The sequence below is a fragment of the Microlunatus flavus genome, from assembly GCF_900110855.1.
GTDB classification, from domain to species: Bacteria; Actinomycetota; Actinomycetes; order Propionibacteriales; family Propionibacteriaceae; genus Microlunatus; species Microlunatus flavus.
This window is the reverse complement of the sequence record NZ_FOFA01000012.1, coordinates 43,550-65,889: the sequence shown is the minus strand read 5'-3', so window position 1 is coordinate 65,889 and position 22,340 is coordinate 43,550. Positions and strand designations below refer to the sequence as shown.

The window sequence follows — 22,340 nt, the reverse complement described above, 5'->3', positions numbered from 1 at the left end:
CCGCTCAGCCCCGGGCGTTGACGACCGCGGCCTGCATCTGCTTGGCCACGTCGGCCGGGGTCCCCTTGCCCTCGAAGGTCTGCACCATCGGGTCGGCCGCGGCGGTCGTGCCGTTGCCGAAGGGGATGTGCGGGCAGCCCTCGCCGTCGATGAGCCAGGAGGTCATCTGCTTCATCGTCGGGTTCTGGATCGACGCCGCGGCGCTCTTGGTCGCGGGCATCGAGTTCGAGCTGTTCATCGTCGGCGAGTAGTTGGCCTCGTCGTAGAGGAACTTGAGGAAGGTGATCGCGGCGTCCTTGTTCTTGCTCGTCTCCGCGACCGCCAACCCGGCACCGGCCTGGTTGGCCGTCCAGTGCTTGGCCCCGGCCGTGAGCGCCGGGTTCTTCATCACCTTGTACTTCTTGACGAACTCCTTGCTGGCGTTCTGCACGAAGCCCTGCGGGCTCCACGAGCCGTTGAAGAGCATCGCCGACTTCTCGGTGTAGAAGATCTGCGCGCACTGGTCGCCCGACGTGCCGGTCGCGCCGGGCTGGAAGGTGCCCGCGTCGACGATCCGCTTCTGCAGCTCGAGGGCCGCGACGACGGCCGGGTCCTCCCAGGTGAGGCCGTCCTGGGCCTGGTCGAGCTTGAGGAAGAACGTCGGGTCGTCCTTGACCTGCGTGATCAGCGGCAGGAAGAAGTCCATCGCGCTGGTGCCCGGGTTGCAGGAGATCGAGACGCCGTACGTGCCGGCCGCCTTGAACTTGGGCGCGGCGGCGATCAGGTCGTCCCAGGTCTCGAGGGACTCGGGGTCGACCTTGGCCTTGGCCATCAGGTCGGGGTTGTAGAACATGCCGAAGGTCTGCGCCATCCAGCCGATCGCGTACTGCTTGCCGTCCAGCGTGTACTCCTGGTTGGCCGAGTCGAAGACGTCGCCGAGGACGTCGGCCATGTCCGACTTGAGGTCGGCGGAGATGCCGCCGGTGCCGTACGTGAGCGCGCGGGTGTGCGGGGCGAAGATCTCGGGCACGTCGCCGGCGGAGACCGCGGCCTGCAGGGCCGGCAGGTACTGGTCGGGGTTGCCGAAGAGCCGGTTCTCGACCTTGATGTTCGGGTTGGCCTGCTGGAACTTGTCGATGAGCTTGGGCCACTCGTCCTTCTGCTCGCCGTACCAGGTCCACAGCCGGACGGTGGCCGGGTTGCCGCCGGCGTTGCTCCCGCCGCCACCGCTGCTGCCGGAGGAGCTGTCGCTCCCGCAGGCGGCGAGGAACGAGCCGGCGCCCAGGGCGGCGGCGCCGCCGAGGGCGGCCCGGAGGAAGGTGCGGCGCTGGAAGGGGCTGCTGGCGCTCGTGGACGCGCCGGAGCCGTCTGCCTGGGGGGCCGTGGTGGGGTCGGTCATTCTGCGATCTCCTCGTCGAGACGTGCTGCGGGCTGGGGTGCCCAGAGGGGCGGGGCCGGGGTGGCTGCGGAACCGCTAGCCTTCTAACTCACTGTAAGAAGGTTTATCAGAGACGTCGGTCGAAGTGAAGAGACGCGGCCGATCCTGTCCGGACAACCGGCCCCGACCGGGGCCCGAGGAGCGACGTGCCCGACGCTGACCCTGTGACCGCCACCGACGCGACCAGCCCGACCAGCCCGACCAGCCCGACCCGGTTCGCCCTGATCGGCACGGGCTGGCGCTCGGAGTTCTTCGCCCGGCTCGCCCGCCAGGCACCCGAGGCCTTCACGGTCACCGGGGTGCTGAGCCGGCGGGCCGACCGTGCCGCGGAGGTGGCGCGGGAGTGGGGCGTCGCGACCGCCGCCTCGGAGGACGAGCTGCTCGCCGCCGAGCCGGACTTCGTCGTGCCCTGCGTGCCCTGGGGCGAGATGGGACCGACCACGCAGCGCCTGGCGCAGCGCGGCGTCCGGGTGCTCGCGGAGACGCCGCCCGCCGCCGACCTCGACGGCCTGCGCGCGCTGTGGTCGACGGTGGGGGACACCGGGCTCGTCCAGGTCGCCGAGCAGTACCTCCTCATGCCGCAGCACGCCGCGCGGATGGCGGTCGTGCGTGACGGCGTGATCGGCGACGTCACGTCGGTGCAGGTCAGCTCCACGCACCTCTACCACGCGGTGTCGATGATCCGCGGCTTCCTCGGCGTCGGCCGCGGGCCGGTCGAGGTGCGGGCGCAGTCCTTCACGGCCCCGCTCGCGAACCCGCTCAGCCCGTCGGGCTGGTCCGGCTCGGACGCGCCCGAGGACCTGGCGACGACGCTGGCCACGTTCGACTTCGGCGGTCAGCGGACGGGCCTCTACGACTTCACCGACAACCAGTGGTGGAACCCGCTGCGCGCCCGCCGCATCGTCGTGCGCGGCACCCGCGGGGAGATCGTCGACGAGCGGGTCACCCGGCTGGCCGACGCGTTCACGGCGGTCGAGTCCTCGCTCGTCCGCCGTCAGGCGGGCCTCGACCTCAACCTGGAGGGCGTCGACCTGCAGCACGTGAGCTTCGACGGGCGGGTCGTCTGGCGCAACCCGTTCGTGGGCTCGCGGATGTCGGAGGACGACCTGGCCGTCGCGATGCTGCTCGCCGCCACGGGCGCCTGGGCCCGCGGCGAGGCCCCCGCGCCGTACCCGCTGGAGGAGGCGTGCGAGGACCACCAGATCTCGCTGGCGATCCTCGAGTCGGCCCGCACCGGTGCGCCCGTCACCACGACCCGCGAGGGCTGGTCGAGCTGATCGCCGAGACCGGAGCGGATCCCACCGCGTAGTCGCGGTCGGATCCGCTCCGTTCTTGCGACCAGCCCGTCGCGCCGCTCAGACCAGCAGCTCGTCGGCCACCCGCAGCGCGACCCGGCCGAGGTCGCCGTCCTGCTCCGCCCACGCGCGCTGCCGGGCGGCGCCGGTGCCGCGCTCGCGCAGCGCGGCCCAGCCCGCCTCCACGCGGTCGACGTCGCCGGCCTCGGCGAGGGCGTCGTGGACGTGGTCGAGCAGGCTCCGCACGACGTCGGCCGCCCGGCGCGGTCGGTGCGTCAGCGGGTCGACCAGGTCGCCGGCGAGGCCGGACCGGCTCGCCCGCCAGCTCGCCAGCCGCACGAGCTCCGAGCCGACGTCCGGGGCGGGGGCGTGGTGGGTCCAGGACCGGATCGCGGTGTCGACCAGCGCCCGGCACAGGGCGGCGATCAGCACGGCGTCCTCGACCCGCGGGCACACGTCGGCGATGCGGACCTCGAGGGTGGGATAGCGCTGGGACAGCCGGGCGTCGAGGTAGACCATCGCGTGGTCGACCAGCACCCCGCTCGCCACGCTCGTGCCGACGAACGCGTCGTACGCCGCGGCCGACCCGAGCACCGGTGCCGGGCCCGCGCCGGGGAAGCGTCCCCAGGCCTGGTAGCGGTACGACGCGAACCCCGAGTCCTGCCCCTGCCAGAAGGGCGAGCCCGCCGACAGCGCGAGCAGCACCGGCAGCCACACGCGGACCCGGTCCAGGGCGGCCACGCCCTCCTCGCGCGAGGAGACCTCGACGTGCACGTGGCAGCCGCAGGTCAGCTGCTCGGCGGTGGTGAGGCCGAAGTGCTCGACCATCGCCGCGTAGCGCGACTTCGGCGTCACCTCCGGCGTCACGGCCAGGGGCGAGGTGGCCAGCGGGGCGACCCGTACGCCTGCCGCCCGCCCGAGGGCGTCCACCCGGGCCCGCGCCGCGCGCAGCTCGCGCTCGACCGCGTCCAGGTCGGACTGCGGCGTGGTGTCGATCTCGACCTGCTGCTGCTGGAGCTCGGCCTCGACGTTCCCGCCGGCGACGGAGCGCGCGGCGGCGTCCTCGGCCGCGACCCGGCGCAGGACGTCGGCGGCCCGCGCCACGGGTGCGCCCGTCGCGGGGTCCAGCAGGAGCAGCTCTTCCTCGACGCCGACGGTCCGCACGCGGAGCAGTCTGCCGCCCGTCTGGCAGGCTGGGCCGCATGACCAGCACCAACCCGGAGCCGATGAGCGACCCGGCCGACGTCCAGCCGTACGAGCAGACCCCCGAGGGCACCGACCAGATGGACCAGGACCTCATCCAGCCGGAGGAGACCCTGGACGACCGCGGGGTCGCCGACGCGCTCGACGAGGGCTACTCGCCGCCGGAGCGCCCGTCCGCGCTGGTGCGCGAGGGTCCGCACGAGACGCTGGACCAGCGGCTGTCGGAGGAGATCCCCGAGCCCGACCCCTACTCCGACGACGACGTCGACGAGGAGGACAACCTCACCGTCCGCGCCGACGAGGAGAACCTCGACGACGGCGAGGTCGGCGACTTCCGCGCGGGCCGCCTGGTCGACCCCAACGAGGGCATCGGCCTCGACGACGAGTCCGACCTGATCGGCGAGGACGTCGGCATCGACGGCGGGGCGGCGAGCGCCGAGGAGGCGGCCGTCCACATCATCCCGGAGTGACCTCCTCCAGCCTCGAGGAGCAGGGCCCGCTCTACCCGCCGGTCGAGCCGTACGCGTCGGGGCACCTCGACGTCGGCGACGGCCAGCGGGTGTGGTGGGAGGAGTGCGGCAACCCCGACGGCAAGCCCGTGGTGTTCCTGCACGGTGGGCCCGGCGGCGGGATCTCCCCGGGCGTGCGGCGGCTGTTCGACCCGGAGCGCTACCGCGTGGTCCTGCTCGACCAGCGCGGCTGCGGCCGGAGCGAGCCGCACGCCAGCACCGCGGCGTACGACCCGGCGCTCAACACCACCTGGCACCTGGTCGACGACATCGAGCGGCTGCGCGAGGCGCGCGGGATCGAGCGCTGGCAGGTGTTCGGTGGTTCGTGGGGCAGCGCGCTCGCCCTCGCGTACGCCGAGACGCACCCCGAGCGCGTGACCGAGCTGGTGCTGCGTGGCATCTTCACCCTGCGCCGCAGCGAGCTGGACTTCTTCTACGGCGGCGGCGCCGGCCAGCTCGTGCCCGACCTGTACGCGGGCTACCTCGCCCCGCTGCTCGAGCGCGGCCTCGTGAGCGTGACGCCGGGCGGGACGGTCGTCGGGGACCCCATCGCGGGCTACCACGAGCTGCTGTTCGACCCCGACCCCGCGGTGCACGGCCCGGCCGCGGTGGCCTGGGCCTCGTACGAGGCGGCGTCGATCACGCTCGTGCCCGACCCCGAGCTGGTCGCGCAGTTCGCCGACCCGGACTACGCGCTGGCCTTCGCGCGGATCGAGAACGACTACTTCGTCCACGCCGGCTGGTTCTCGACGTCGGCCGAGGGCGAGGGTCAGCTGATCGCCGACGCCGGACGGCTCGCCGACATCCCGGCCGTGATCGTCCAGGGCCGCTACGACCTCTGCACCCCGGCGGTCACGGCGTTCGACCTCCACCGCGCCTGGCCGCAGGCCGAGCTGGTGGTGGCGCCCCACGCCGGTCACGCCTGGACCGAGCCCGAGATCACCGCCGCGCTGGTGGCGGCGACGGACCGGTTCGCCGACCGCTGAACTTTTGCATGGTTGTCCACCTCTGAGGTGGACTCGGTAGCAGAAGTTCGCGGAACCGTGCCTCAGCCGTGCTGCACCCGGTAGCGCAGCAGCGCGAACGGCCCGCCGGGGCGGCACTCCTCGAGCACCAGCGGCGGCGTGACGAGGCGCCGGGGCAGCAGCGGGGCGCCGGCGCCCAGGAACACCGGTGCCACGCCGAGGTGGATCAGGTCGAGCAGGCCCGCGTCGAGGAACATCCCGACCAGCTCGCCGCCGCCGACGAGCCACAGGTCCTGGCCCTCGGGCAGCGTCGCCGCGATCTCGGCGTGCACCGGCTCGACCGGCCCGGAGACGAAGCGCAGGTCCGCACCGGGGATCGCGGGCAGCGTGCGCGAGGTGAAGACCCACGTCGGCTGCGCGTACGGCCAGCGCGACGGGTCGTCGCGGATCTCCTCGCGCAGCAGCCACTCGTACGTCGTCGAGCCCATGACGATCGCGCCGATGCCCGCGACGAAGCCCGCGTAGCGGTCGTCGGCGCCCGGGTCGTCGGAGAACTGGAACAGCCAGCCCAGCGAGTTCTCCTCGTCGGCGATGCGTCCGTCGATGCTCGTGGCCGTGTAGTAGTGCGTCTCCACGAATGCGCCCCGCTTTCTCCCTGTGCCCGTGTGGTCGCACTCACTAGAATGGGACGGTCATGTGCCGAGCGGCACGCAGCACCCCACGTGAGGACCCTCCTGAGCAGGTCAGAGATGAGCAGGCCGGAGCGCGCAGCCCGGACGAGCACCAGCGAGATCCGCGGCGACCGTACGCCGCGCGGGCTCGAGCAGGAGCCCGTCACCGGCAGCGGCCTCGAGGAGCTCCGCCGCGTCACCGTCCCGGTGTCGATCGAGATGGTCAACCTGCTCGGCCCCCGGGACGAGTTCCTGCGCATCCTCGAGCGCGACCTCGACGCCGGCGTGCACGTGCGCGGCAACGAGATCACCCTGTCCGGCTCGCCGGTCGCCGTCGACCTGGCGGTCGACGTCATCACCGAGCTGGTGACGGTGCTGCGCACCGGTCAGGGCCTCACCGCCGACGGCGTCGAGCGCATCGTGTCGATGCTCGCCGAGCGCGAGGACACGCGCCCGGCCGACGTGCTGACCCACAACATCCTCAGCACCCGCGGCAAGACGATCCGGCCCAAGACGCTGAACCAGAAGCGCTACGTCGACGCCATCGACAAGCACACCGTCGTCTTCGGCATCGGTCCCGCCGGCACCGGCAAGACCTATCTCGCGGTGGCCAAGGCCGTGCAGGCGCTGCAGGCCAAGGAGGTGAACCGGATCATCCTGACCCGGCCCGCCGTCGAGGCCGGCGAGCACCTCGGCTTCCTGCCCGGCACGCTGAACGACAAGATCGACCCGTACGTGCGCCCGCTCTACGACGCGCTGCACGACATGCTCGACCCCGACACGATCCCGCGGCTGCTGACGGCGGGCACGATCGAGGTCGCGCCGCTGGCGTACATGCGCGGCCGCACGCTGAACGACGCGTTCATCATCCTCGACGAGGCGCAGAACACCTCGATGGAGCAGATGAAGATGTTCCTGACGCGGCTCGGCTTCGGCTCGCGGATGGTCGTCACCGGCGACGTCACGCAGGTCGACCTGCCCGGCGGCACGACCAGCGGGCTGCGCCAGGCCGAGGGCATCCTGTCCGAGGTCGACGACCTGGCCTTCTGCCACCTCACCGCGCACGACGTCGTGCGGCACAAGCTGGTGGGACGCATCGTGGCGGCGTACGAGCGCCACGACGCAACCCAGCCGCCGCCCATCCCGCGCCGCTGAGCGCCACGAAGCACAGGTAGGACCCATGACGGTCGACATCAACAACGAGTCCGGTCTGGAGGCCGACAGTACGGGCCTGGTCCGGCTCGCCACCTTCGCGCTGGACCAGCTGCGGATCCACCCGCAGGCCGAGCTCTCGATCCTGCTGGTCGACGAGCCGACGATGAGCGCTTACCACGAGAAGTACATGGGCGAGCCCGGCCCGACGGACGTCCTCAGCTTTCCGATGGACGAGCTGCGCCCGCCCGACGACGACGAGGACGAGCCGCCGCTCGGCATGCTCGGCGACATCGTGCTCTGCCCGGCTGTCACCGACGCGCAGGCCCGCGACCACGGGCGCACCGCGCAGGAGGAGGCGGAGTACCTCCTCGTGCACGGGCTGCTGCACCTGCTCGGCTACGACCACGCCGAGGAGGCGGAGAAGGCCGAGATGTTCGGCCTGAAGGACACGATCCTGGCCGCCTGGGCCCGCGAGCGCCCGGACAAGCCCGAGCGGACGGCGGTCGCGCGATGACCGGCAGCGACTGGGGCCAGCTGACGATCGCCCTGGTGCTGGTGGTCCTGGCGGCCCTGCTGGCCGCGGCCGAGGCCGCGCTCAGCTCGATCTCCAAGGCCCGGGCCGACCGGCTCTGCGAGGAGGGCCGACCGGGTGCGGCACGGCTTCGCAAGCTCGCCGACGACCCGCCTGCCTACCTCAACACCGCACTGTTCGTCCGCACCGCGCTGGAGATCTCCGCCGTGGTGCTGGTGACCCTCGTGGTCCTCGGCAACTTCGACGTGACCTGGGAGGGCGGCGCGATCGCCGCCGGCGCCATGATCATCGTGTCGTTCGTGTTCTGGGGCGTCGCGCCGCGCACCCTCGGGCGGCAGCACGCCGACACGGTGTCGCTCGCGGCCGCCGGGCCGCTGCGCCTGCTGACCACCGTCCTCGGCCCGCTGCCGCGGCTGCTGATCATGATCGGCAACGCGGTGACGCCGGGCAAGGGCTTCGTCGACGGGCCGTTCTCCACCGAGGCCGAGCTGCGCGAGCTGGTCGACCTGGCCGAGACGAGCTCGGTGATCGACTCCGGCGAGCGCCGGATGATCCACTCCGTCTTCGACCTCGGCAACACGATCGTGCGCGAGGTCATGGTGCCGCGCACCGACATGGTCTTCGTCGAGGAGCACAAGACGCTGCGGCAGGCCGTGTCGCTGTGCCTGCGCTCCGGCTTCAGCCGCATCCCCGTCATCCGGGAAGGGCTCGACGACATCGTCGGCATCCTCTACCTCAAGGACGTCATCAAGCGGACGTACGACGCCCCGGACGCGCAGTCCAAGGAGCGCGTCGGTTCGATGATGCGGCCGGTGTCCTGGTGCCCCGACTCCAAACCCGTCGACGAGCTGCTGAAGGAGATGCAGCTCAAGCGCGTGCACCTCGTGGTGGTGGTCGACGAGTTCGGCGGCACGGCGGGGATGGCGACGATCGAGGACATCCTCGAGGAGATCGTCGGCGAGATCACCGACGAGTACGACGAGGAGCCGACCGACGTCACGCCGCTCGGCGACGACCGCTACCGGATCTCCTCGCGCCTCCCGCTCGACGAGCTGGGCGAGCTCTACGGGCTCGAGCTCGACGACGAGGACGTGGAGACGGTCGGCGGGCTGATGGCCAAGCAGCTGAACAAGGTGCCGATCCCGGGTTCCGTGGTCGAGCACGCCGGCCTCGAGCTGGTCGCCGAACGTTCCACCGGGCGGCGCAACCGCATCGGCACCGTGCTGGTGACCCGGCAGAAGGACCCCGAGGCCGAGGCGGACGCCGAGGCCGAGACCGAGACCCGTGAGGAGTCGATGGCGTGAGCGCCGACAGCAGCACCCCCGGGGTCGAGGCGCCCACGGACCCGGAGGACATCAAGATCATCACGCTCGCCCGCAGCGCGCTGGCCCGGACCGCGGCCGCGCAGGGGGCCTGCGTCCGCGACACCGACGGGCGCACGTACGCGGGCACCAGCGTCGCCCTCGAGCACCTGACGCTCTCCGCGGTCGCCGTGGCCGTCGCGATGGCGGTCTCCTCGGGCGCCGAGGGTCTCGAGGCGGTGGCGCTGGCGACGGCCGACGAGCCCGACCCGTACGCGCTCGACGCCGACCTCGACGTGGTCCGCGACCTCGGCGGGCCCGGCCTCGGCCTGTGGGCCGTCGACCCGCGCGGCGTGGTCCGCGCCCGGGTGCTGACGTGACCGCCCCCTCCAGCACTGCGGCGCGGGAGGTCCCGGAGGGTCACCGTTCCGGCTTCGCCTGCTTCGTCGGCCGGCCCAACGCCGGCAAGTCGACGCTGACGAACGCGCTCGTCGGCAGCAAGGTCGCCATCGCCTCGGCCAAGCCGCAGACCACGCGCCACGCGATCCGCGGGATCGTCAACCGGCCCGACGCCCAGCTCGTCCTCATCGACACGCCTGGTCTGCACCGGCCGCGGACGCTGCTCGGCGAGCGCCTGAACGACCTGGTCCGCGCCACCTGGACCGAGGTCGACGTGGTCGGCGTCTGCCTGCCCGCCGACCAGCGCATCGGCCCGGGCGACACCTACCTCGTCGGCGAGCTGGCCAAGCTGCCGCGCACCCCGCCGCTGGTCGCCGTCGCGACGAAGTCCGACCTCGTCGGGCCGACCCGGATGGCCGAGCACCTGATGGCCATCCAGGCGCTGGAGGACAAGCTCGGAATCACCTGGGCCGACATCGTGCCCGTCTCCTCGGTCACCGACGACCAGCTCGACGTCCTCGCCGGCGCCCTCGTCGAGCGGCTGCCCGAGGGGCCGCCGCTCTACCCCGAGGGCGTCATCACCGACGAGCCGGAGGAGACCCTGGTCGCCGAGCTCATCCGCGAGGCCGTCCTCGAGGACGTCCGCGACGAGCTGCCGCACTCGATCACCGTCGCCATCGAGGAGATGGGGCTGCGCGAGGGGCGCTCGGACGACCGGCCGCTGCTCGACGTGTACGCCTCGATGATCGTCGAGCGCGACTCCCAGAAGGGGATCGTCATCGGCCACCGCGGCGAGCGGCTCCGGGCGATCGGGGAGAAGTCCCGCCGCCAGATCGAGGCCCTGCTCGGCACCCCGGTCTACCTCGACCTGCGCGTCAAGGTCCTCAAGGAGTGGCAGCGCAACCCCAAGCACCTCAACCGGCTGGGCTTCTGAGCCTCGTCGCCGGGACCGGGTGAGTTCCTGCACCACCATGGTGCACGAACTCACCCGTTCCTGTCTCAGCGCGACGGCGGCAGCGTGAGGCGGGGCAGCGCGCGGCCGACGAGCGGGCCGACGGCGAGCGCGTACACGACGGTCGCGACGCCGACGGTCCCGCCGAGCAGCCACCCGACGAGCAGGACCGAGCCCTCGATGAGCATCCGCGCCAGGTAGATCGGGAGGCCGAGGCGGTTCAGGCCGGTCATGAGCCCGTCGCGGGGACCGGGTCCCCAGCCGACGCCGACGTACAGCCCGGTGCCCACCGAGACGCAGAGCAGCGCCAGGACGAGGAACAGCACCTGCACGGCCACCGGCCCGGCGTCCGGCAGCAGCGCCACCCCGAGGTCGAGCACCGGCCCGACGACGAACGCGTTCGCGACCGTGCCGAGGCCGGGACGCTGCCGCAGCGGGATCCACAGCAGCAGCACGACCAGCGAGGTCAGCACCGTGATGGTGCCGAGGCTGAGGTGGAGCCGGGTCGACAGGCCGTCGCCGAAGACGGTCCACGGGTCGAGGCCGAGCCGTGCCCGCACGAGGAAGGCCAGCGACAGCCCGAAGAGCACGAGCCCGGCCAGCAGCCGCAGGCTCCGCGCGACCGGGCGGTCGGACAGCCGGCTGCGGTTCAGCGCCACGGGTCGAGCGGACCGGCGTACGCGTCCGGGTGCCTCACGCGAGCACCGTACCGAGGCGCGGAGGCGGTGAGCCGGGAATTCGGCCTGGTGGGACGGCCGGGCTCTTACCGGGGCGAGGAGGGCTCAGACGGTCTCGGCGAGGGTCTTCTCGAACATCGCGAACGTGCGCGAGAGCCGGTAGCCGAGCGCCTCGTTGACCCTGATCATCGGGGTGTTCTCGACGTTGTTCCAGGTCTCGACGACCTCGAGCTGCGGCTCGGTCTCGGCGAGCCAGCGCATCATCGCGATCTTGAGCGCGAGGCCGAGCCGGTGGCCGCGGTGGTCGCGGGCGACGCTCGTGTCGTACTGGTACGCCTCGCGCGGCGCCCAGGGGCGCACCGTGAGCGCCGTGTGCCCGGCGAGCTCGCCGGTCCGGCGGTGCCGGGTGACGACACGGCGGAACCGCTCGCCGCGCAGCTCGACCGCGCGCTCGATGGCGCGCAGCCGGGCGAGGTCGTAGACCTCGTCCTCGAAGGTCAGGTCGCCCATCGGGGCGTCGTTGATCGCCGCGGTGACGCTGATCATCGCGGTGAGGAGGTCGTCGTCCTACGGCGGCTGCAGACGCTCGACGACGTAGTCGCGCGCGTGCTCGGCGGCCTCCCGCTCGAGCCGGTCGACCTCTCCCGCGTCGACGAGCGCCAGCCGCTGGTGCCGACGGGCGTCGCGGGTGGCCAGGGCGAAGCCGCGCCGCCCGAGGAAGCCCTTCGTGGCCTCGGCGTCGTCGGCGGTGCCGATCCACAGCGTGGTCCGCCCGAGCGACCGCGTACGCCGCTCGACCTCGGCGAGGACCCGGCTGCCGAGCCCGCGGCCGCGACGGTCCGGGTCGATGGTGATGCCGGCTTCGACGAGGTGGAGGTTGTCCAGGTGCGGGACGTGCATCCACACGTGGCCGACCAGGACGCCGTCGTCGAGCACGAGGCAGTGACGGGCCGGGTGCAGGTCGCCGCCGTACCGCGCATCGTTGCGCGTGTCCTCCAGCGTGAGGGCGAACGCGTCGGGGTCGTCGTGCACGCGGGCGCGGTCGACGAACCGGGTCAGCGCCTCCAGCTGGGCCTCGTCGCCCGGGTCGACGTCCACGATCCGCATCCGGACAGGGTGGCGCGGCACCCCGGAGGTGTCGAGGCGATTTGTGCGTGCCCCGGTTGGCACCCCTGCGGACGTGGGTTACTGTGCCTTCGTGGCTCGAAGCGCGCGCGCCCTCCTCGGCGCCCTGATTCTCCTTCGCTGCCGCAGCGAGGCCTCCTAAAGGCCGGCCTCCTCGCTGCGGAGTTCTTGCCTGCCCGGCCGACTCCCCTTTCAGCAGCGAGGACCCGATGAGCACCACCCCGTCGTTCGGCACCCGGCCACAAGCCGTGCCGACGCAGACGCCCAGTCCCATGCCGTACGGGCGCTACCGCCCGTTCCCGCCGATCGACCTGCCCGACCGCACCTGGCCGTCGCAGCGGATCACCCACGCACCCCGGTGGTTGTCCACCGACCTGCGGGACGGCAACCAGGCGCTCATCGACCCGATGACCCCGGCGCGCAAGCACAAGATGTTCGACCTGCTGGTGCGCATGGGCTACAAGGAGATCGAGGTCGGCTTCCCGTCGGCGAGCCAGACCGACTTCGACTTCGTGCGCCAGCTGATCGAGCGGAACCTGATCCCCGACGACGTCACCATCTCCGTGCTGACCCAGGCGCGTGAGGACCTGATCGAGCGCACCGCGGAGTCGCTGGCGGGGGCCAAGGCCGGAACCATCCACCTGTACAACGCCATCGCGCCGCTGTTCCGGCGCGTGGTGTTCAAGGTGGACCGCGACGAGTGCGTGAACATCGCCACCCGCGGGACCGAGCTCGTCATGAAGTACGCCGAGCAGCACCTGGGCGACGTCGAGTTCGGCTACGAGTACAGCCCCGAGATCTTCACCTCCGCCGAGCTCGACTTCTCCGTCGAGGTCTGCAACGCCGTGATGGAGGTCTGGCAGCCGGGACCCGGCCGCGAGATCGTCCTGAACCTGCCCGCCACCGTCGAGGTCGCCACACCGAACGTGTACGCCGACCAGATCGAGTGGTTCGGTCGGAACGTCGACCACCGTGAGCACGTCGCCATCTCGCTGCACCCGCACAACGACCGCGGCACGGCGACGGCGGCCACGGAGCTGGGCCTGATGGCCGGCGCCGACCGGGTCGAGGGCTGCCTGTTCGGCCACGGCGAGCGCACCGGGAACGTCGACCTCGTCACCCTCGGCATGAACCTGTTCTCGCAGGGCATCGATCCCAAGATCGACTTCGCGATCGACGGCGGCATCGACGAGATCCGTCGCACCGTCGAGTACTGCACGGGCCTGCCGGTCCACCCGCGCCACCCGTACGCGGGCGACCTCGTCTACACCGCCTTCTCCGGCTCCCACCAGGACGCCATCAAGAAGGGGCTCGAGGACCTCGAGCGCAAGGCCCAGGAGGCCGGCGTGCCCGTCGCCGAGCTCGACTGGGAGGCGCCGTACCTGCCGATCGACCCGCACGACGTCGGTCGCAGCTACGAGGCCGTCATCCGGGTCAACAGCCAGTCCGGCAAGGGCGGCGTCGCCTACATCATGAAGTCGGAGCACCAGCTCGAGCTGCCGCGCCGGCTGCAGATCGAGTTCAGCCGCATCGTGCAGACCCACACCGACGGCGAGGGCGGCGAGATCGGTCCCGACCGGCTCTGGTCGATCTTCTCCGGCGAGTACCTGGAGCGGAAGACCCCGCTCGAGCTGCTGGAGGTCGTCGACTCCCGCAGCTCCGGCGGCCACGACACCGTCACCGCCCGCGTCCGCGACCGCGGCACCGAGCGCCAGGTGGTGGGCGAGGGCAACGGCCCGGTGTCGTCGTTCGTCGACGCGCTGTCCCAGATCGGCTACCACGTGCGGGTGCTGGACTACGCCGAGCACGCGCTCTCCTCCGGGGGCGACGCGCTCGCCGCGGCGTACGTGGAGTGCGAGGTCGGCCAGGGCGAGCAGAGCGTGGTCGCCTGGGGGGTGGCCACGGACGCGAACATCGTCACCGCCTCGCTCCGGGCCGTCACCTCGGCCGTCGACCGCGCGGCCGGCTGACCTCTCCTCCTGAGCCCGTCGAACGTTCCCTGAGCCTGTCGAAGGGCACCGCCCGACCACCACCGTGCTCTCGCGCGGCGGCCCTCCGACGGCACGACGGACGTTCCCTGAGCTCGTCGAGGGGCCGAGGGCCCGGCCACTACCGTGCTCCCGTGCCTGCTGACTCCTCGACGCGCTCAGGGAACGTCCGTCGCGATCGCGTGCGCGTCTCGACCGTCGACTACCACACCGGGGGCGAACCGTTCCGGATCGTCGTCGACCCACCGGTCGCCATCCCGGGGACCGACGTCGCCGACCGGCGCGCGCGGGCCATCGCCGACCCCGACGTCGACGGTCTACGGCGGCTGCTCTGCTTCGAGCCGCGCGGGCACGCCGACATGTACGGCGGTCTGCTGGTGCCGCCCGACGACGAGCACGCCCACCTCGGCGTCCTCTTCTGGCACAAGGACGGGTTCTCCACCGCCTGCGGCCACGGAACCATCGCCCTCGGCGCCTGGGCCGTCGAGTCGGGCCGAGTCGCCGCGCCCGACGACGGCGTGACCGACGTGGTCGTCGACGTGCCGTCGGGCCGCGTGACCGCCCGCGTGCACACCCGCGGCGGCGAGGTCGAGAGCGTCGACTTCGTCAACGTCGCAAGCCACGTCGTCGCCATCGGGATCGAGGTGCCGACCGCGTACGGGACGGTTCCGGTCGACGTCGCCTTCGGCGGCGCGCTCTACGCCCACCTCGACGTCGCGCGGGCCGGGCTGCACGTCGAGCCGGCCGCGTACGGCGAGCTCATCGCCCTCGGCCGCGAGGTCAAGCGGGCGCTGGCCGACCACCCCGCCGCGACGTACGCACGCGACGAGCGGCTGAGCGGCATCTACGGGACGATCCTCTTCGAGGACCTCGGCCCGCGGCCCGAGGGTCCGCACCAGCGCAACGTGACGATCTTCGCCGACGGCGAGGTCGATCGCTCACCCTGCGGTTCGGGGACGGCGTCACGCGTCGCCGCGCTCGCCGCCTCGGGCGGCCTGACCGACGACCAGGTGCTGACGCACGACTCGATCGTCGGCTCGAGGTTCGTCGCCCGGGTCCTCGAGCGGACCACCGTGGACGGCGTCGACGCCGTGATCCCGTCCATCACCGGCACCGCCCACCAGACCGGTGAGCACACGTTCGTGGTCGACCCGCGCGACACCCTGGTCCCCGGCTTCGTCCTGCGCTAGTCGAGACCGCCGAGCGGTAGGTTGCCGCGCCTGTCAGGCCTGATTCGGCGCGGCAAGTTACCGCTCGGCGGGATGAAGGAGGTGGGCTCAGGCGGCGAGCGCCGCGCCTTGGACCCGTTCGCGGTAGGAGTCGGCCGCGTCGCGGAAGGCCCTGAGCGCGTACGCGGGGACGTCCATGCCCTGGTCCTGGGCCCAGAGGAGGTGGTGCTCGAGGCGGCTGACGTCGCGCACGGTGCGCTCGAGGTCGTCGGCCAGGCCGAGGTTGACCAGGACGCCGCCGAAGTCGGCCTTGCGCTCGGGGGTCGACGCACCGACGAGGCTGAAGGCCTTCGACCGGATGAAGCGGGCGATCCGCAGCTGCCACGGCTTGAGCACGCTGGTCTCGATCATCTCCTGCGCGCTCATCCGGTAGAAGGCGAAGTGGCCGGGCTCCTGGACCTTGATCGCGTCGACCACGGTGCGCTTGACCGCGGTCTCGCCCATGGCCTCGAGGTCGGCGCTCATGGCCGCGTACGCGAGCATCGCCGACTTCTCCGTCGCGGCGCCGGTGAGGTAGTACAGGAGCCGGATCACCTCCTGCACGGCCGGGATGTGCGCGAGCGCGCCAAGCACGCGGACCTGGGCGGTCGGGCCGTCGAGGTCCGGCTCGGCGGGCGGCAGGTCGAGGCGGCGCACGAGCGTGTCGAGCAGCAGGCCGTGCCGCTCCTCCTGCGGGGCCCACACGTCGGCGTAGAACAGGCGGTCGGTCTCGGAGACGCCGGGCAGCATCACGGCGAGCTCCAGGACGTTGCGCTCGACCTCCATCTCGACGCGCGCCATGTAGTCCAGCGGCTGGGCGAAACGACGGCGGACGGCGGCGGGATCGCGGACCGTGAAGTCGGCCGACGCGAGGTCGACCGGCGGGTGCTTCTCGCCGAGGCGGAGGACGTGGTCACGGATGCGGGTGGCGTCGACGCGCGGTGCGGTCACGGCTCGGGCTCCTTCGTTGCGGTGCGCGCCCGCTCGGTGAGCAGGCGTGACACCGGTTCGGAGCCGGACCGGGAACGGTTCGCAGGTGTGACAGGGCTCGCGCGGAGGCGCGGGTCGTGCCGGCACCTGCTTCATCGCGTGGGCGGAGGCACCTGTTGCGACCCGGAGGGGTGGAACCGCTGTGACGTGTGCGACAGCAGCGTCCTCGGCCTCCGTCAGCCCAGCCCGTTGGCCGCCGTCTTCGCCGGGGCGACGCGGGCGTAGATCCACGCCTGGAAGAAGGGCTGCAGGTCGGTCGTGGTGAGCGACTGGGCCTTCGTCATCCAGTCCTCGAGGCTGCGCGAGCCCGGGTCCTGCGCCCACTGCGTGTTCAGCCGAGTGAACGCCTCGTCGCCCATCACGTTGCGCAGCGCCTGCAGCGCCATCGGCCCGCGGTAGTAGACGGTCGTGAACATGTTGCGCCGGCCGGGGTCGATCATGGTCACCCGCCAGAAGTCGTCGGCATCACGCGCGCGGTCGAAGAGGCTGGTCAGCTGGCTCTGCGCGGTCGCGCCGCCGGTCTTCTCCTCGGCGGCCCAGGCGGCCCAGGACGCGTACGCCTCGGAGTCGAAGATGTCGTCCCACTGGCGCACGGTCACGTTGTCGCCGAACCACATGTGCGCGAGCTCGTGGGTGATCAGCTCGCGGGAGTAGCGCGGGTCGATGATCGACTCCGCGCGGTAGACGGGGCGGCCCTGCGTCTCGAGGCCGTCGAAGGGCAGCTTGGCCTTCGGGACGATCCCGCCGAGCTCGGTGAAGGGGTACGGCCCGAACAGCCCGGCGAGCACACGCACCGTGGCCGCGGAGGTCTGCAGCGCGGCGAACGCCTTCTTCTGGTCGGCGTCGGAGAGCTGGTCGGTGACGGCGTAGACGTACGGCAGCCCGTCGACGACGCCCTGCTGGAGGGTGAAGCTGCCGATGGCCATGAACGTCAGGAACGTCGCCATCGGCTGCCGCGAGACCCAGTGCCAGGTGTCCCAGCGCTCCTCGCTGCCGCTGTCGGCGCTGACCAGCCGGCCGGTGCTGATCGCCTGCAGGCCGCGGGGCACGCGGATGGAGACGTCCATGAGGGCGGGGTCGGAGGGGTGGTCGTTCGACGGGAACCACCAGGCCGCGCTCTCCGGCTCGCCCGCGACCAGCCATTCCTCGCCGGTCCGGGTGAAGGGCCGGTCGCCGTCGACGCCGGTGATCTCGCCCGGCTGGCCGGAGTAGGTGACCACGACGGTGAAGTCGCGGCCGGCAGCGACCGGCGTCGCGGGCGTGACGCGCCAGTCGGCGGAACCGTCGCGCGCCAGCCCGGCGTCGGCCCCGTCGACGGTCACCGTGGCGACGTCGAGCCGCAGGTCGAGGACGAAGCTGTGCAACCCCTGCAGCGCCCGCGCCGAGATGGTCGTGGTGCCGCTCAGCCGCTCGTCGGCGGGGTCGAAGCTGACGTCGATCTGGTAGCGCGTGACGTCGTAGCCGCCGTTGCCGGCGTCGGGGTAGTAGCGGTCGCCGAGCCCGCGCGACCCGTCGACGACCGTCCCGCCCGGTGCGCCGGCGCTGCTGACCGGGACGTCCGCGGCGAGCCGACGCCACAGCGCGGCGACGCCGAGCGGGAGCAGCAGCGCGGCGACCAGCGCGAGGGGCACGACGACGGCGAGGACGTAGACGTACGCCGGTCGGCGCGGCCGCGGCCCCGGCTGCGGCGGGCCCGCGAGGGGTGGGCCCCAGCGCGGGTCCGCCGGTCGGCGCGGCCGCGGCCCCGGCTGCGGCGGGCCCGCGAGGGGTGGGCCCCAGCGCGGGTCAACGCTCGACATGGGCCATCGAGCGCAGCGAGCGGTCGAGGTGCCAGGCGGTGAAGGCCGACGTGAGCCCGCTGGCCTCGCGCGCCGAGCGCGGGCCGACGTCGCGCGTGGCGGCCCACCGGCCCTCCAGGAGCGCGCCGAGCAGCTCGAGGGTCTCCGGCGACGGCCGTGCCGAGCCGGGCGGGCGGCAGCGTTCGCACACGACGCCGCCGGAGGCGGGGGAGAAGGCGGTGTGCGGACCCTCGAGACCGCAGTGGGCGCAGTCGCGGAACGACGGCGCGTAGCCGGCGACCGCCAGCGCCCGCAGCAGGTAGGAGTCGAGCACCATGCTCGCGGGCCGCGGCCCGTCGGCGGTCCCGCCGCTCAGCGCCCGCAGCGCGCCGACGAGCAGCCGGTAGTGCTGCAGCGCGGGCTCGCCCTCCTCGACGACGAGCCGGTCGGCCGTCTCGAGCATCACCTGCCCTGCGGTCCACGCCGGGTAGTCCGCGCTGAGCGGGTCGCCGAACGCGTCGAGGGACTCGGCCTGGGCCACGACGTCCAGCGACCGCCCGCTCGCGAGCTGGAGGTCGACGTGGCTGAAGGGCTCGAGCCGCGCGCCGAACTTCGACGACGTGCGCCGGACGCCGCGGGCGACCGCGCGCACCTTGCCGCGGCCCCGGCTCAGGAGGGTGATGATGCGGTCGGCCTCGCCCAGCTTGTGCGTGCGCAGCACCACGGCCTGCTCGCGGTAGGTGGGCACCTCCTCATTGTCCCGGCCGCGGCAAGGGCGGGCGTCAGGACGTGCCGACGGCGCACCACGCGGTCGCCTCGAGGGTGAAGGGTGAGCGCGGGTGGCCGAGCAGCCGGTCGCACGCGTCGCGCACCCGGTCCGCCACCTCGGGGGCGAGGGAGCGTGCGTACGCGCCGACCGGGCCGGCGCCGCCGGTGAAGGAGGACCAGAAGTCGTCGACGTCGGCGTACGTGGCCCGGCCCGTGATCCGGGTCTGCACGACGTCGGCCGCGCCGGCGCCCTCGAGGAGGCGCACGAGGTCGCCGTCGCGACGCCCGAGCCGCGTGTCGTCGCTGCCGTGCTCACCGGTCACGGCGCTGGCCGCCGACCAGAACGTCTGCAGCAGGGGCATGCCGTCGAGCGTCCAGAAGGACAGGGCGATCCGTCCGCCCCGTCGGGTCACCCGGCGCATCTCCGCCACGCCCGCGCCTGCGTCGCTCATGAAGCCCACGACGAGCGACGCGAGGCTGGCGTCGAAGGCGCCGTCGGCGTACGGCAGCTCCTCGGCCACGCCCTCGCGGACGTCGACGCCCGGGTTGCGCTCGCGGCAGGCCGCGACGAAGGGTCGCGAGGGGTCGATCGCGGCGACGTGCTCCGCGCCCACCCGGCCGACGAGGACGCTGGTCAGGCCGCCCGGGCCGCACCCGACGTCCAGCACCCGCTGGCCCGCGCCCACACCCGCGGCGTCGGCGAACGCCACCCCGATCGTGGGCAGGTAGCGCCCGATCAGGCGGTCGTACGACCCTGCGGAGACGTCGAACAGGCTGCGTTCCGGCTCCATGCTGCGGCCACCTCCTCGGCGTCCGATTCTGCTCCCCAGCCGCCTGCGGCACTAGAGTCCGTCGGGTGCCACGCCTGAGCCGCAGGAGCGCCGAGGTCGCCCGCCGCACGGGTCCGCCCGGCCCGCCGGCCCCGCACCGCGAGGGCGCGCTGCCCCCGCCCGTCCCGGCCGACAAGGTGCCGCGCCACGTCGCGATCGTCATGGACGGCAACGGGCGCTGGGCCAAGGCGCGGGGGCTGTCGCGGACCGAGGGGCACGCGCGCGGCGAGGACGCGCTGTTCGACGTCATCTCCGGCGCCATCCAGATCGGCGTGAAGTACCTGTCGGCGTACGCCTTCTCCACCGAGAACTGGCGGCGCTCGCCGGACGAGGTGCGCTGGCTGATGGGCTTCAACCGCGACGTGATCCACCGCCGTCGCGACCAGCTCGACGCCATGGGCGTCCGGGTGCGCTGGGCAGGCAGGCGACCCCGGCTGTGGCGCAGCGTGATCAGCGAGCTCGAGAGCGCCGAGGCGCAGACGGTCGACAACGACGTGCTGACCCTGCAGTTCTGCGTCAACTACGGCGGTCGCGCCGAGATCGTCGACGCCGTCCGGGCGATCGCCGCCGAGGCCGCCGCCGGCCGGCTGGACCCGTCCAAGCTCACCGAGGAACGGTTCCGGCGCTTCCTCGACGAGCCCGAGATCCCCGACGTGGACCTGTTCGTGCGCTCCTCCGGCGAGCAGCGCACGTCCAACTTCCTGCTGTGGCAGAGCGCGTACGCCGAGCTCGTCTTCCTCGACCGGCTGTGGCCCGACTTCGACCGCCGCGACCTGTGGCGGGCCATCGAGCTGTACGCCGACCGGGACCGCCGCTACGGCGGTGCCGTGCCCAACGAGGTGGACCGGGGCAGCGCCGGCTAGGTCCGCTCGGCGACGGCGTCGATGCGGGAGACCGTGAAGGCGATGCCGCGGGTGCCGTGGTAGACCGCCTCGTAGCGGTCGGTCCCCGGCACCTCGTGACGCACGCGGTAGCGACCGTGCCGGCGGGTCGTGGTCTCGACCAGCGGCACCCAGGGCACCGTCGTCTGACTGTCGATCGCGACGATGCCCACCGGCTGCCCGGCGAGCCCGCGGTAGCGGTCGCGCTCCCAGTCCGCCACCTGCAGGGCGCCGCGGAAGGTGAGCCGGTGGTTCCGGCGCAGCGGCTCGGGCCCGGCGTCGAAGGAGAGCCTGGTCCGCCGCAGCACGTCGTACGGGCGGAGGCCGAAGCCGACGTCGCCGAGGGTGATCTCGAACAGCCACTCGCCGGCGTCCGCGTTCGTCAGCGCGGCGGCGTCTGCGGTGAAGGTGCCGCGGTAGAAGGTGAAGCCCTGCTCACGGTCCTTGAGCACCGTGGTGGGCACGAGCGGGATCGAGCGGGTCGACGCCGTCCTGACGTCGAGGGTGAGCGGGTAGTCGGCCAGGCACGCCGTCCGGGCGGTCGCCTCGAAGAAGAACGTGGCCGTCTGCAGCGGACCGAGGATGGTGGAGTCCTGGGTGCTGACCGTGATCCCGACGGCCTCGTCCGGTCGGTCGCAACCGGGGGAGGCCGAGGCGGGCGACCCCGCGCAGACCAGCCCCACGGCCAGTGCTGCCGAGGCCACGACGCTGACGAGCCGCTTCATCGCGACCTCCTGATCCAGCCCTCTCAGGCTTCCCTCAGCGCACGGTAGAGCGGCGCGCACGGACGGTCAATGGCGTGTTCGCCCACGTCGCGGCCGGGGAGCGCGGCCGCATGGACCTCGTAGGGATCACGCGCTCCGCCACCCTTTCGTATACCGTGCGACGATGGATGTCGCGCTCCCGCCGGAGGCGACGGCTCCTCGGCTCCGGGAGGTCGTGGCCGCCGAGCTGCGCCGGCTGATCCTCGCCGGCCACCTCGTGCCCGGCGACCGGGTCGTCGAGGACCGCCTCGCCGAGCAGCTCGGAGTCTCCCGCAACCCCGTGCGCGAGGCCATCCGCGTCCTCGAGGCCGAGGGGTTCGTCAACACGACCGCGCGGCGCGGGGCGGTCGTCGCGACGCTGGACGACCAGCAGGCGGACGACATGTTCGAGGTCCGCCTCGCGCTCGAGCCGCTGGGGGCCCGGCTCGCGGCGCGGGCGAGCGAGCCGCACGCGGTCCGGCGCATGCGCCAGGTCCTCGACGAGGCGCAGGACCGCTCCGCCGACCGCGATCTCGACCACCTCGCGGACCTCCACAGCGAGCTGCACAGCATCATCTTCGAGATGACGGGCAACGCCTACCTCGTCGGGATCGCGATCCCCATGGTCAAGCGGGGCCAGTGGCTGCTGCGCCAGAAGTCACCGCTGCGCGACCCGCGCGCCTGGGCCCAGCACCACGACATCATCGCGGCGATCGAGGTCGGCGACCCCGACCTCGCCGAGGCCGAGGCGCGGCGCCACGTCCTCACGATGCGTCACGAGCTCCGGGCCACCGCCTCCCCGGAACCGACCGCGGCTCCCTAGGCGTCCTGCTCGACCGCCAGGCCCGGCCCGCACCGCCACCGGGACCGGCGGGCGCGGCTTTACCTCCGCGAAACCTGGCCGTGATCCGTCCTTCGTATACGAACGAGAGACTAAGCATCGTTCTCACGGC

The 22,340-nt window shown here is 72.8% G+C and carries 23 protein-coding genes; 12 read left to right on the top strand and 11 right to left on the bottom strand.

The features are described 5' to 3' along the window. Window positions 1-4: 4 nt before the first annotated feature. The gene (locus BMY04_RS20775; RefSeq protein ID WP_091186339.1) at window positions 5-1,378 is read right to left on the bottom strand and encodes an ABC transporter substrate-binding protein; all 1,374 of its coding nucleotides are present in this window, start codon (window positions 1,376-1,378) and stop codon (window positions 5-7) included. Between the two features lie 203 nt (window positions 1,379-1,581). On the opposite strand from BMY04_RS20775, the gene BMY04_RS20770 reads away from it, so the two are divergent. Further along, window positions 1,582-2,694 carry a Gfo/Idh/MocA family protein gene (locus BMY04_RS20770; RefSeq protein ID WP_198410320.1) on the top strand — a complete coding sequence of 371 codons (1,113 nt, stop codon included), beginning with the start codon at window positions 1,582-1,584 and terminating at the stop codon, window positions 2,692-2,694. A gap of 78 nt (window positions 2,695-2,772) precedes the next feature. Here BMY04_RS20770 and BMY04_RS20765 read toward each other — a convergent pair whose 3' ends face one another. Continuing rightward, a complete protein-coding gene (locus BMY04_RS20765; protein ID WP_091186336.1) occupies window positions 2,773-3,876 on the bottom strand; it encodes a carboxylate-amine ligase in 1,104 nt (367 codons plus the stop codon). Window positions 3,877-3,914: 38 nt separating this feature from the next. Between BMY04_RS20765 and BMY04_RS23170 the strand changes: the two genes are divergently transcribed. After that, entirely contained in the window at window positions 3,915-4,385 is a 471-nt protein-coding gene (locus BMY04_RS23170) for a DUF5709 domain-containing protein (RefSeq protein ID WP_232506548.1), read from the top strand. Next, window positions 4,382-5,410 (top strand): prolyl aminopeptidase, encoded by a 1,029-nt coding sequence (gene pip / locus BMY04_RS20755; protein WP_091186334.1) that lies wholly within the window; start codon window positions 4,382-4,384, stop codon window positions 5,408-5,410. The genes BMY04_RS23170 and pip overlap by 4 nt, the downstream gene beginning before the upstream one ends. A 62-nt stretch (window positions 5,411-5,472) precedes the next feature. On the opposite strand, the gene BMY04_RS20750 is transcribed toward pip, so the two are convergent. Then, window positions 5,473-6,024, bottom strand: coding sequence for a dihydrofolate reductase family protein (locus BMY04_RS20750; protein WP_091186330.1), 552 nt, complete (start codon window positions 6,022-6,024; stop codon window positions 5,473-5,475). 255 nt (window positions 6,025-6,279) lie between these two features. On the opposite strand from BMY04_RS20750, the gene BMY04_RS20745 reads away from it, so the two are divergent. Genes BMY04_RS20745 through era form a run of 5 tightly spaced genes read left to right on the top strand, consistent with a single transcriptional unit; the run spans window position 6,280 to window position 10,381 of the window. Continuing rightward, complete coding sequence (locus tag BMY04_RS20745; protein WP_232506552.1) at window positions 6,280-7,215, top strand: PhoH family protein; 936 nt, start codon at window positions 6,280-6,282, stop codon at window positions 7,213-7,215. A 25-nt stretch (window positions 7,216-7,240) separates the two neighbouring features. Continuing rightward, window positions 7,241-7,729 (top strand): rRNA maturation RNase YbeY, encoded by a 489-nt coding sequence (ybeY, locus tag BMY04_RS20740; protein ID WP_091186323.1) that lies wholly within the window; start codon window positions 7,241-7,243, stop codon window positions 7,727-7,729. Beyond that, the gene (locus tag BMY04_RS20735) at window positions 7,726-9,051 is read left to right on the top strand and encodes a hemolysin family protein (protein ID WP_091186320.1); all 1,326 of its coding nucleotides are present in this window, start codon (window positions 7,726-7,728) and stop codon (window positions 9,049-9,051) included. The genes ybeY and BMY04_RS20735 overlap by 4 nt, the downstream gene beginning before the upstream one ends. Further along, window positions 9,048-9,428 (top strand): hypothetical protein, encoded by a 381-nt coding sequence (locus BMY04_RS20730; RefSeq protein WP_091186317.1) that lies wholly within the window; start codon window positions 9,048-9,050, stop codon window positions 9,426-9,428. The genes BMY04_RS20735 and BMY04_RS20730 overlap by 4 nt, the downstream gene beginning before the upstream one ends. Beyond that, window positions 9,425-10,381: a GTPase Era gene (gene era / locus BMY04_RS20725; RefSeq protein WP_091186313.1), complete on the top strand. Its 957-nt coding sequence runs from the start codon at window positions 9,425-9,427 to the stop codon at window positions 10,379-10,381. Before BMY04_RS20730 ends, era begins: the two co-directional genes overlap by 4 nt. Before the next feature lie 65 nt (window positions 10,382-10,446). Here the strand turns inward: era and yczE are convergent, their stop codons facing one another. The 3 genes from yczE to BMY04_RS20710 form a co-directional block, all read right to left on the bottom strand. Further along, window positions 10,447-11,058 carry a membrane protein YczE gene (gene yczE, locus BMY04_RS20720; protein ID WP_139210058.1) on the bottom strand — a complete coding sequence of 204 codons (612 nt, stop codon included), beginning with the start codon at window positions 11,056-11,058 and terminating at the stop codon, window positions 10,447-10,449. A gap of 123 nt (window positions 11,059-11,181) precedes the next feature. Beyond that, window positions 11,182-11,622: a GNAT family N-acetyltransferase gene (locus BMY04_RS20715; protein WP_091186310.1), complete on the bottom strand. Its 441-nt coding sequence runs from the start codon at window positions 11,620-11,622 to the stop codon at window positions 11,182-11,184. A 21-nt stretch (window positions 11,623-11,643) separates the two neighbouring features. Next, window positions 11,644-12,183 (bottom strand): GNAT family N-acetyltransferase, encoded by a 540-nt coding sequence (locus tag BMY04_RS20710; protein ID WP_091186306.1) that lies wholly within the window; start codon window positions 12,181-12,183, stop codon window positions 11,644-11,646. A gap of 227 nt (window positions 12,184-12,410) precedes the next feature. Between BMY04_RS20710 and leuA the strand changes: the two genes are divergently transcribed. Both leuA and BMY04_RS20700 read left to right on the top strand, forming a co-directional pair. Continuing rightward, window positions 12,411-14,171, top strand: coding sequence for a 2-isopropylmalate synthase (gene leuA / locus BMY04_RS20705; protein WP_091186302.1), 1,761 nt, complete (start codon window positions 12,411-12,413; stop codon window positions 14,169-14,171). Between the two features lie 152 nt (window positions 14,172-14,323). Continuing rightward, window positions 14,324-15,379 carry a proline racemase family protein gene (locus tag BMY04_RS20700; RefSeq protein ID WP_091186298.1) on the top strand — a complete coding sequence of 352 codons (1,056 nt, stop codon included), beginning with the start codon at window positions 14,324-14,326 and terminating at the stop codon, window positions 15,377-15,379. A gap of 87 nt (window positions 15,380-15,466) precedes the next feature. On the opposite strand, the gene BMY04_RS20695 is transcribed toward BMY04_RS20700, so the two are convergent. From BMY04_RS20695 to BMY04_RS20680, 4 genes are all read right to left on the bottom strand, one after another. Further along, window positions 15,467-16,348 (bottom strand): GTP-binding protein LepA, encoded by an 882-nt coding sequence (locus BMY04_RS20695; RefSeq protein WP_091186296.1) that lies wholly within the window; start codon window positions 16,346-16,348, stop codon window positions 15,467-15,469. A 215-nt stretch (window positions 16,349-16,563) separates the two neighbouring features. After that, the gene (locus tag BMY04_RS20690) at window positions 16,564-18,186 is read right to left on the bottom strand and encodes a M1 family metallopeptidase (RefSeq protein WP_139210056.1); all 1,623 of its coding nucleotides are present in this window, start codon (window positions 18,184-18,186) and stop codon (window positions 16,564-16,566) included. After that, window positions 18,173-18,913, bottom strand: coding sequence for a DNA repair protein RecO (recO, locus tag BMY04_RS20685; protein WP_091186290.1), 741 nt, complete (start codon window positions 18,911-18,913; stop codon window positions 18,173-18,175). Before recO ends, BMY04_RS20690 begins: the two co-directional genes overlap by 14 nt. 34 nt (window positions 18,914-18,947) lie before the next feature. Beyond that, the gene (locus BMY04_RS20680; RefSeq protein WP_091186286.1) at window positions 18,948-19,724 is read right to left on the bottom strand and encodes a class I SAM-dependent methyltransferase; all 777 of its coding nucleotides are present in this window, start codon (window positions 19,722-19,724) and stop codon (window positions 18,948-18,950) included. A gap of 65 nt (window positions 19,725-19,789) precedes the next feature. Between BMY04_RS20680 and BMY04_RS20675 the strand changes: the two genes are divergently transcribed. After that, the gene (locus BMY04_RS20675) at window positions 19,790-20,626 is read left to right on the top strand and encodes an isoprenyl transferase (RefSeq protein WP_408630472.1); all 837 of its coding nucleotides are present in this window, start codon (window positions 19,790-19,792) and stop codon (window positions 20,624-20,626) included. On the opposite strand, the gene BMY04_RS20670 is transcribed toward BMY04_RS20675, so the two are convergent. Beyond that, the gene (locus BMY04_RS20670; RefSeq protein ID WP_091186283.1) at window positions 20,623-21,369 is read right to left on the bottom strand and encodes a hypothetical protein; all 747 of its coding nucleotides are present in this window, start codon (window positions 21,367-21,369) and stop codon (window positions 20,623-20,625) included. The genes BMY04_RS20675 and BMY04_RS20670 overlap by 4 nt on opposite strands. Before the next feature lie 163 nt (window positions 21,370-21,532). Here BMY04_RS20670 and BMY04_RS20665 point away from each other — a divergent pair, with 163 nt between their 5' ends. Further along, entirely contained in the window at window positions 21,533-22,210 is a 678-nt protein-coding gene (locus BMY04_RS20665; protein WP_091186280.1) for a GntR family transcriptional regulator, read from the top strand. The last annotated feature ends 130 nt before the right edge of the window (window positions 22,211-22,340 follow it).

Excerpts from the sequence above, each read along its gene's own strand:
- BMY04_RS20775 (WP_091186339.1), bottom strand. The coding sequence starts at position 1,378 with ATGACCGACCCCACCACGGCCCCCCAGGCAGACGGCTCCGGCGCGTCC.
- BMY04_RS23170 (WP_232506548.1), top strand. The coding sequence starts at position 3,915 with ATGACCAGCACCAACCCGGAGCCGATGAGCGACCCGGCCGACGTCCAG.
- BMY04_RS20745 (WP_232506552.1), top strand. The coding sequence starts at position 6,280 with ATGGTCAACCTGCTCGGCCCCCGGGACGAGTTCCTGCGCATCCTCGAG.
- ybeY (WP_091186323.1), top strand. The coding sequence starts at position 7,241 with ATGACGGTCGACATCAACAACGAGTCCGGTCTGGAGGCCGACAGTACG.
- BMY04_RS20735 (WP_091186320.1), top strand. The coding sequence starts at position 7,726 with ATGACCGGCAGCGACTGGGGCCAGCTGACGATCGCCCTGGTGCTGGTG.
- BMY04_RS20715 (WP_091186310.1), bottom strand. The coding sequence starts at position 11,622 with ATGATCAGCGTCACCGCGGCGATCAACGACGCCCCGATGGGCGACCTG.
- BMY04_RS20710 (WP_091186306.1), bottom strand. The coding sequence starts at position 12,183 with ATGCGGATCGTGGACGTCGACCCGGGCGACGAGGCCCAGCTGGAGGCG.
- leuA (WP_091186302.1), top strand. The coding sequence starts at position 12,411 with ATGAGCACCACCCCGTCGTTCGGCACCCGGCCACAAGCCGTGCCGACG.
- BMY04_RS20690 (WP_139210056.1), bottom strand. The coding sequence starts at position 18,186 with ATGTCGAGCGTTGACCCGCGCTGGGGCCCACCCCTCGCGGGCCCGCCG.
- BMY04_RS20680 (WP_091186286.1), bottom strand. The coding sequence starts at position 19,724 with ATGGAGCCGGAACGCAGCCTGTTCGACGTCTCCGCAGGGTCGTACGAC.
- BMY04_RS20670 (WP_091186283.1), bottom strand. The coding sequence starts at position 21,369 with ATGAAGCGGCTCGTCAGCGTCGTGGCCTCGGCAGCACTGGCCGTGGGG.
- BMY04_RS20665 (WP_091186280.1), top strand. The coding sequence starts at position 21,533 with ATGGATGTCGCGCTCCCGCCGGAGGCGACGGCTCCTCGGCTCCGGGAG.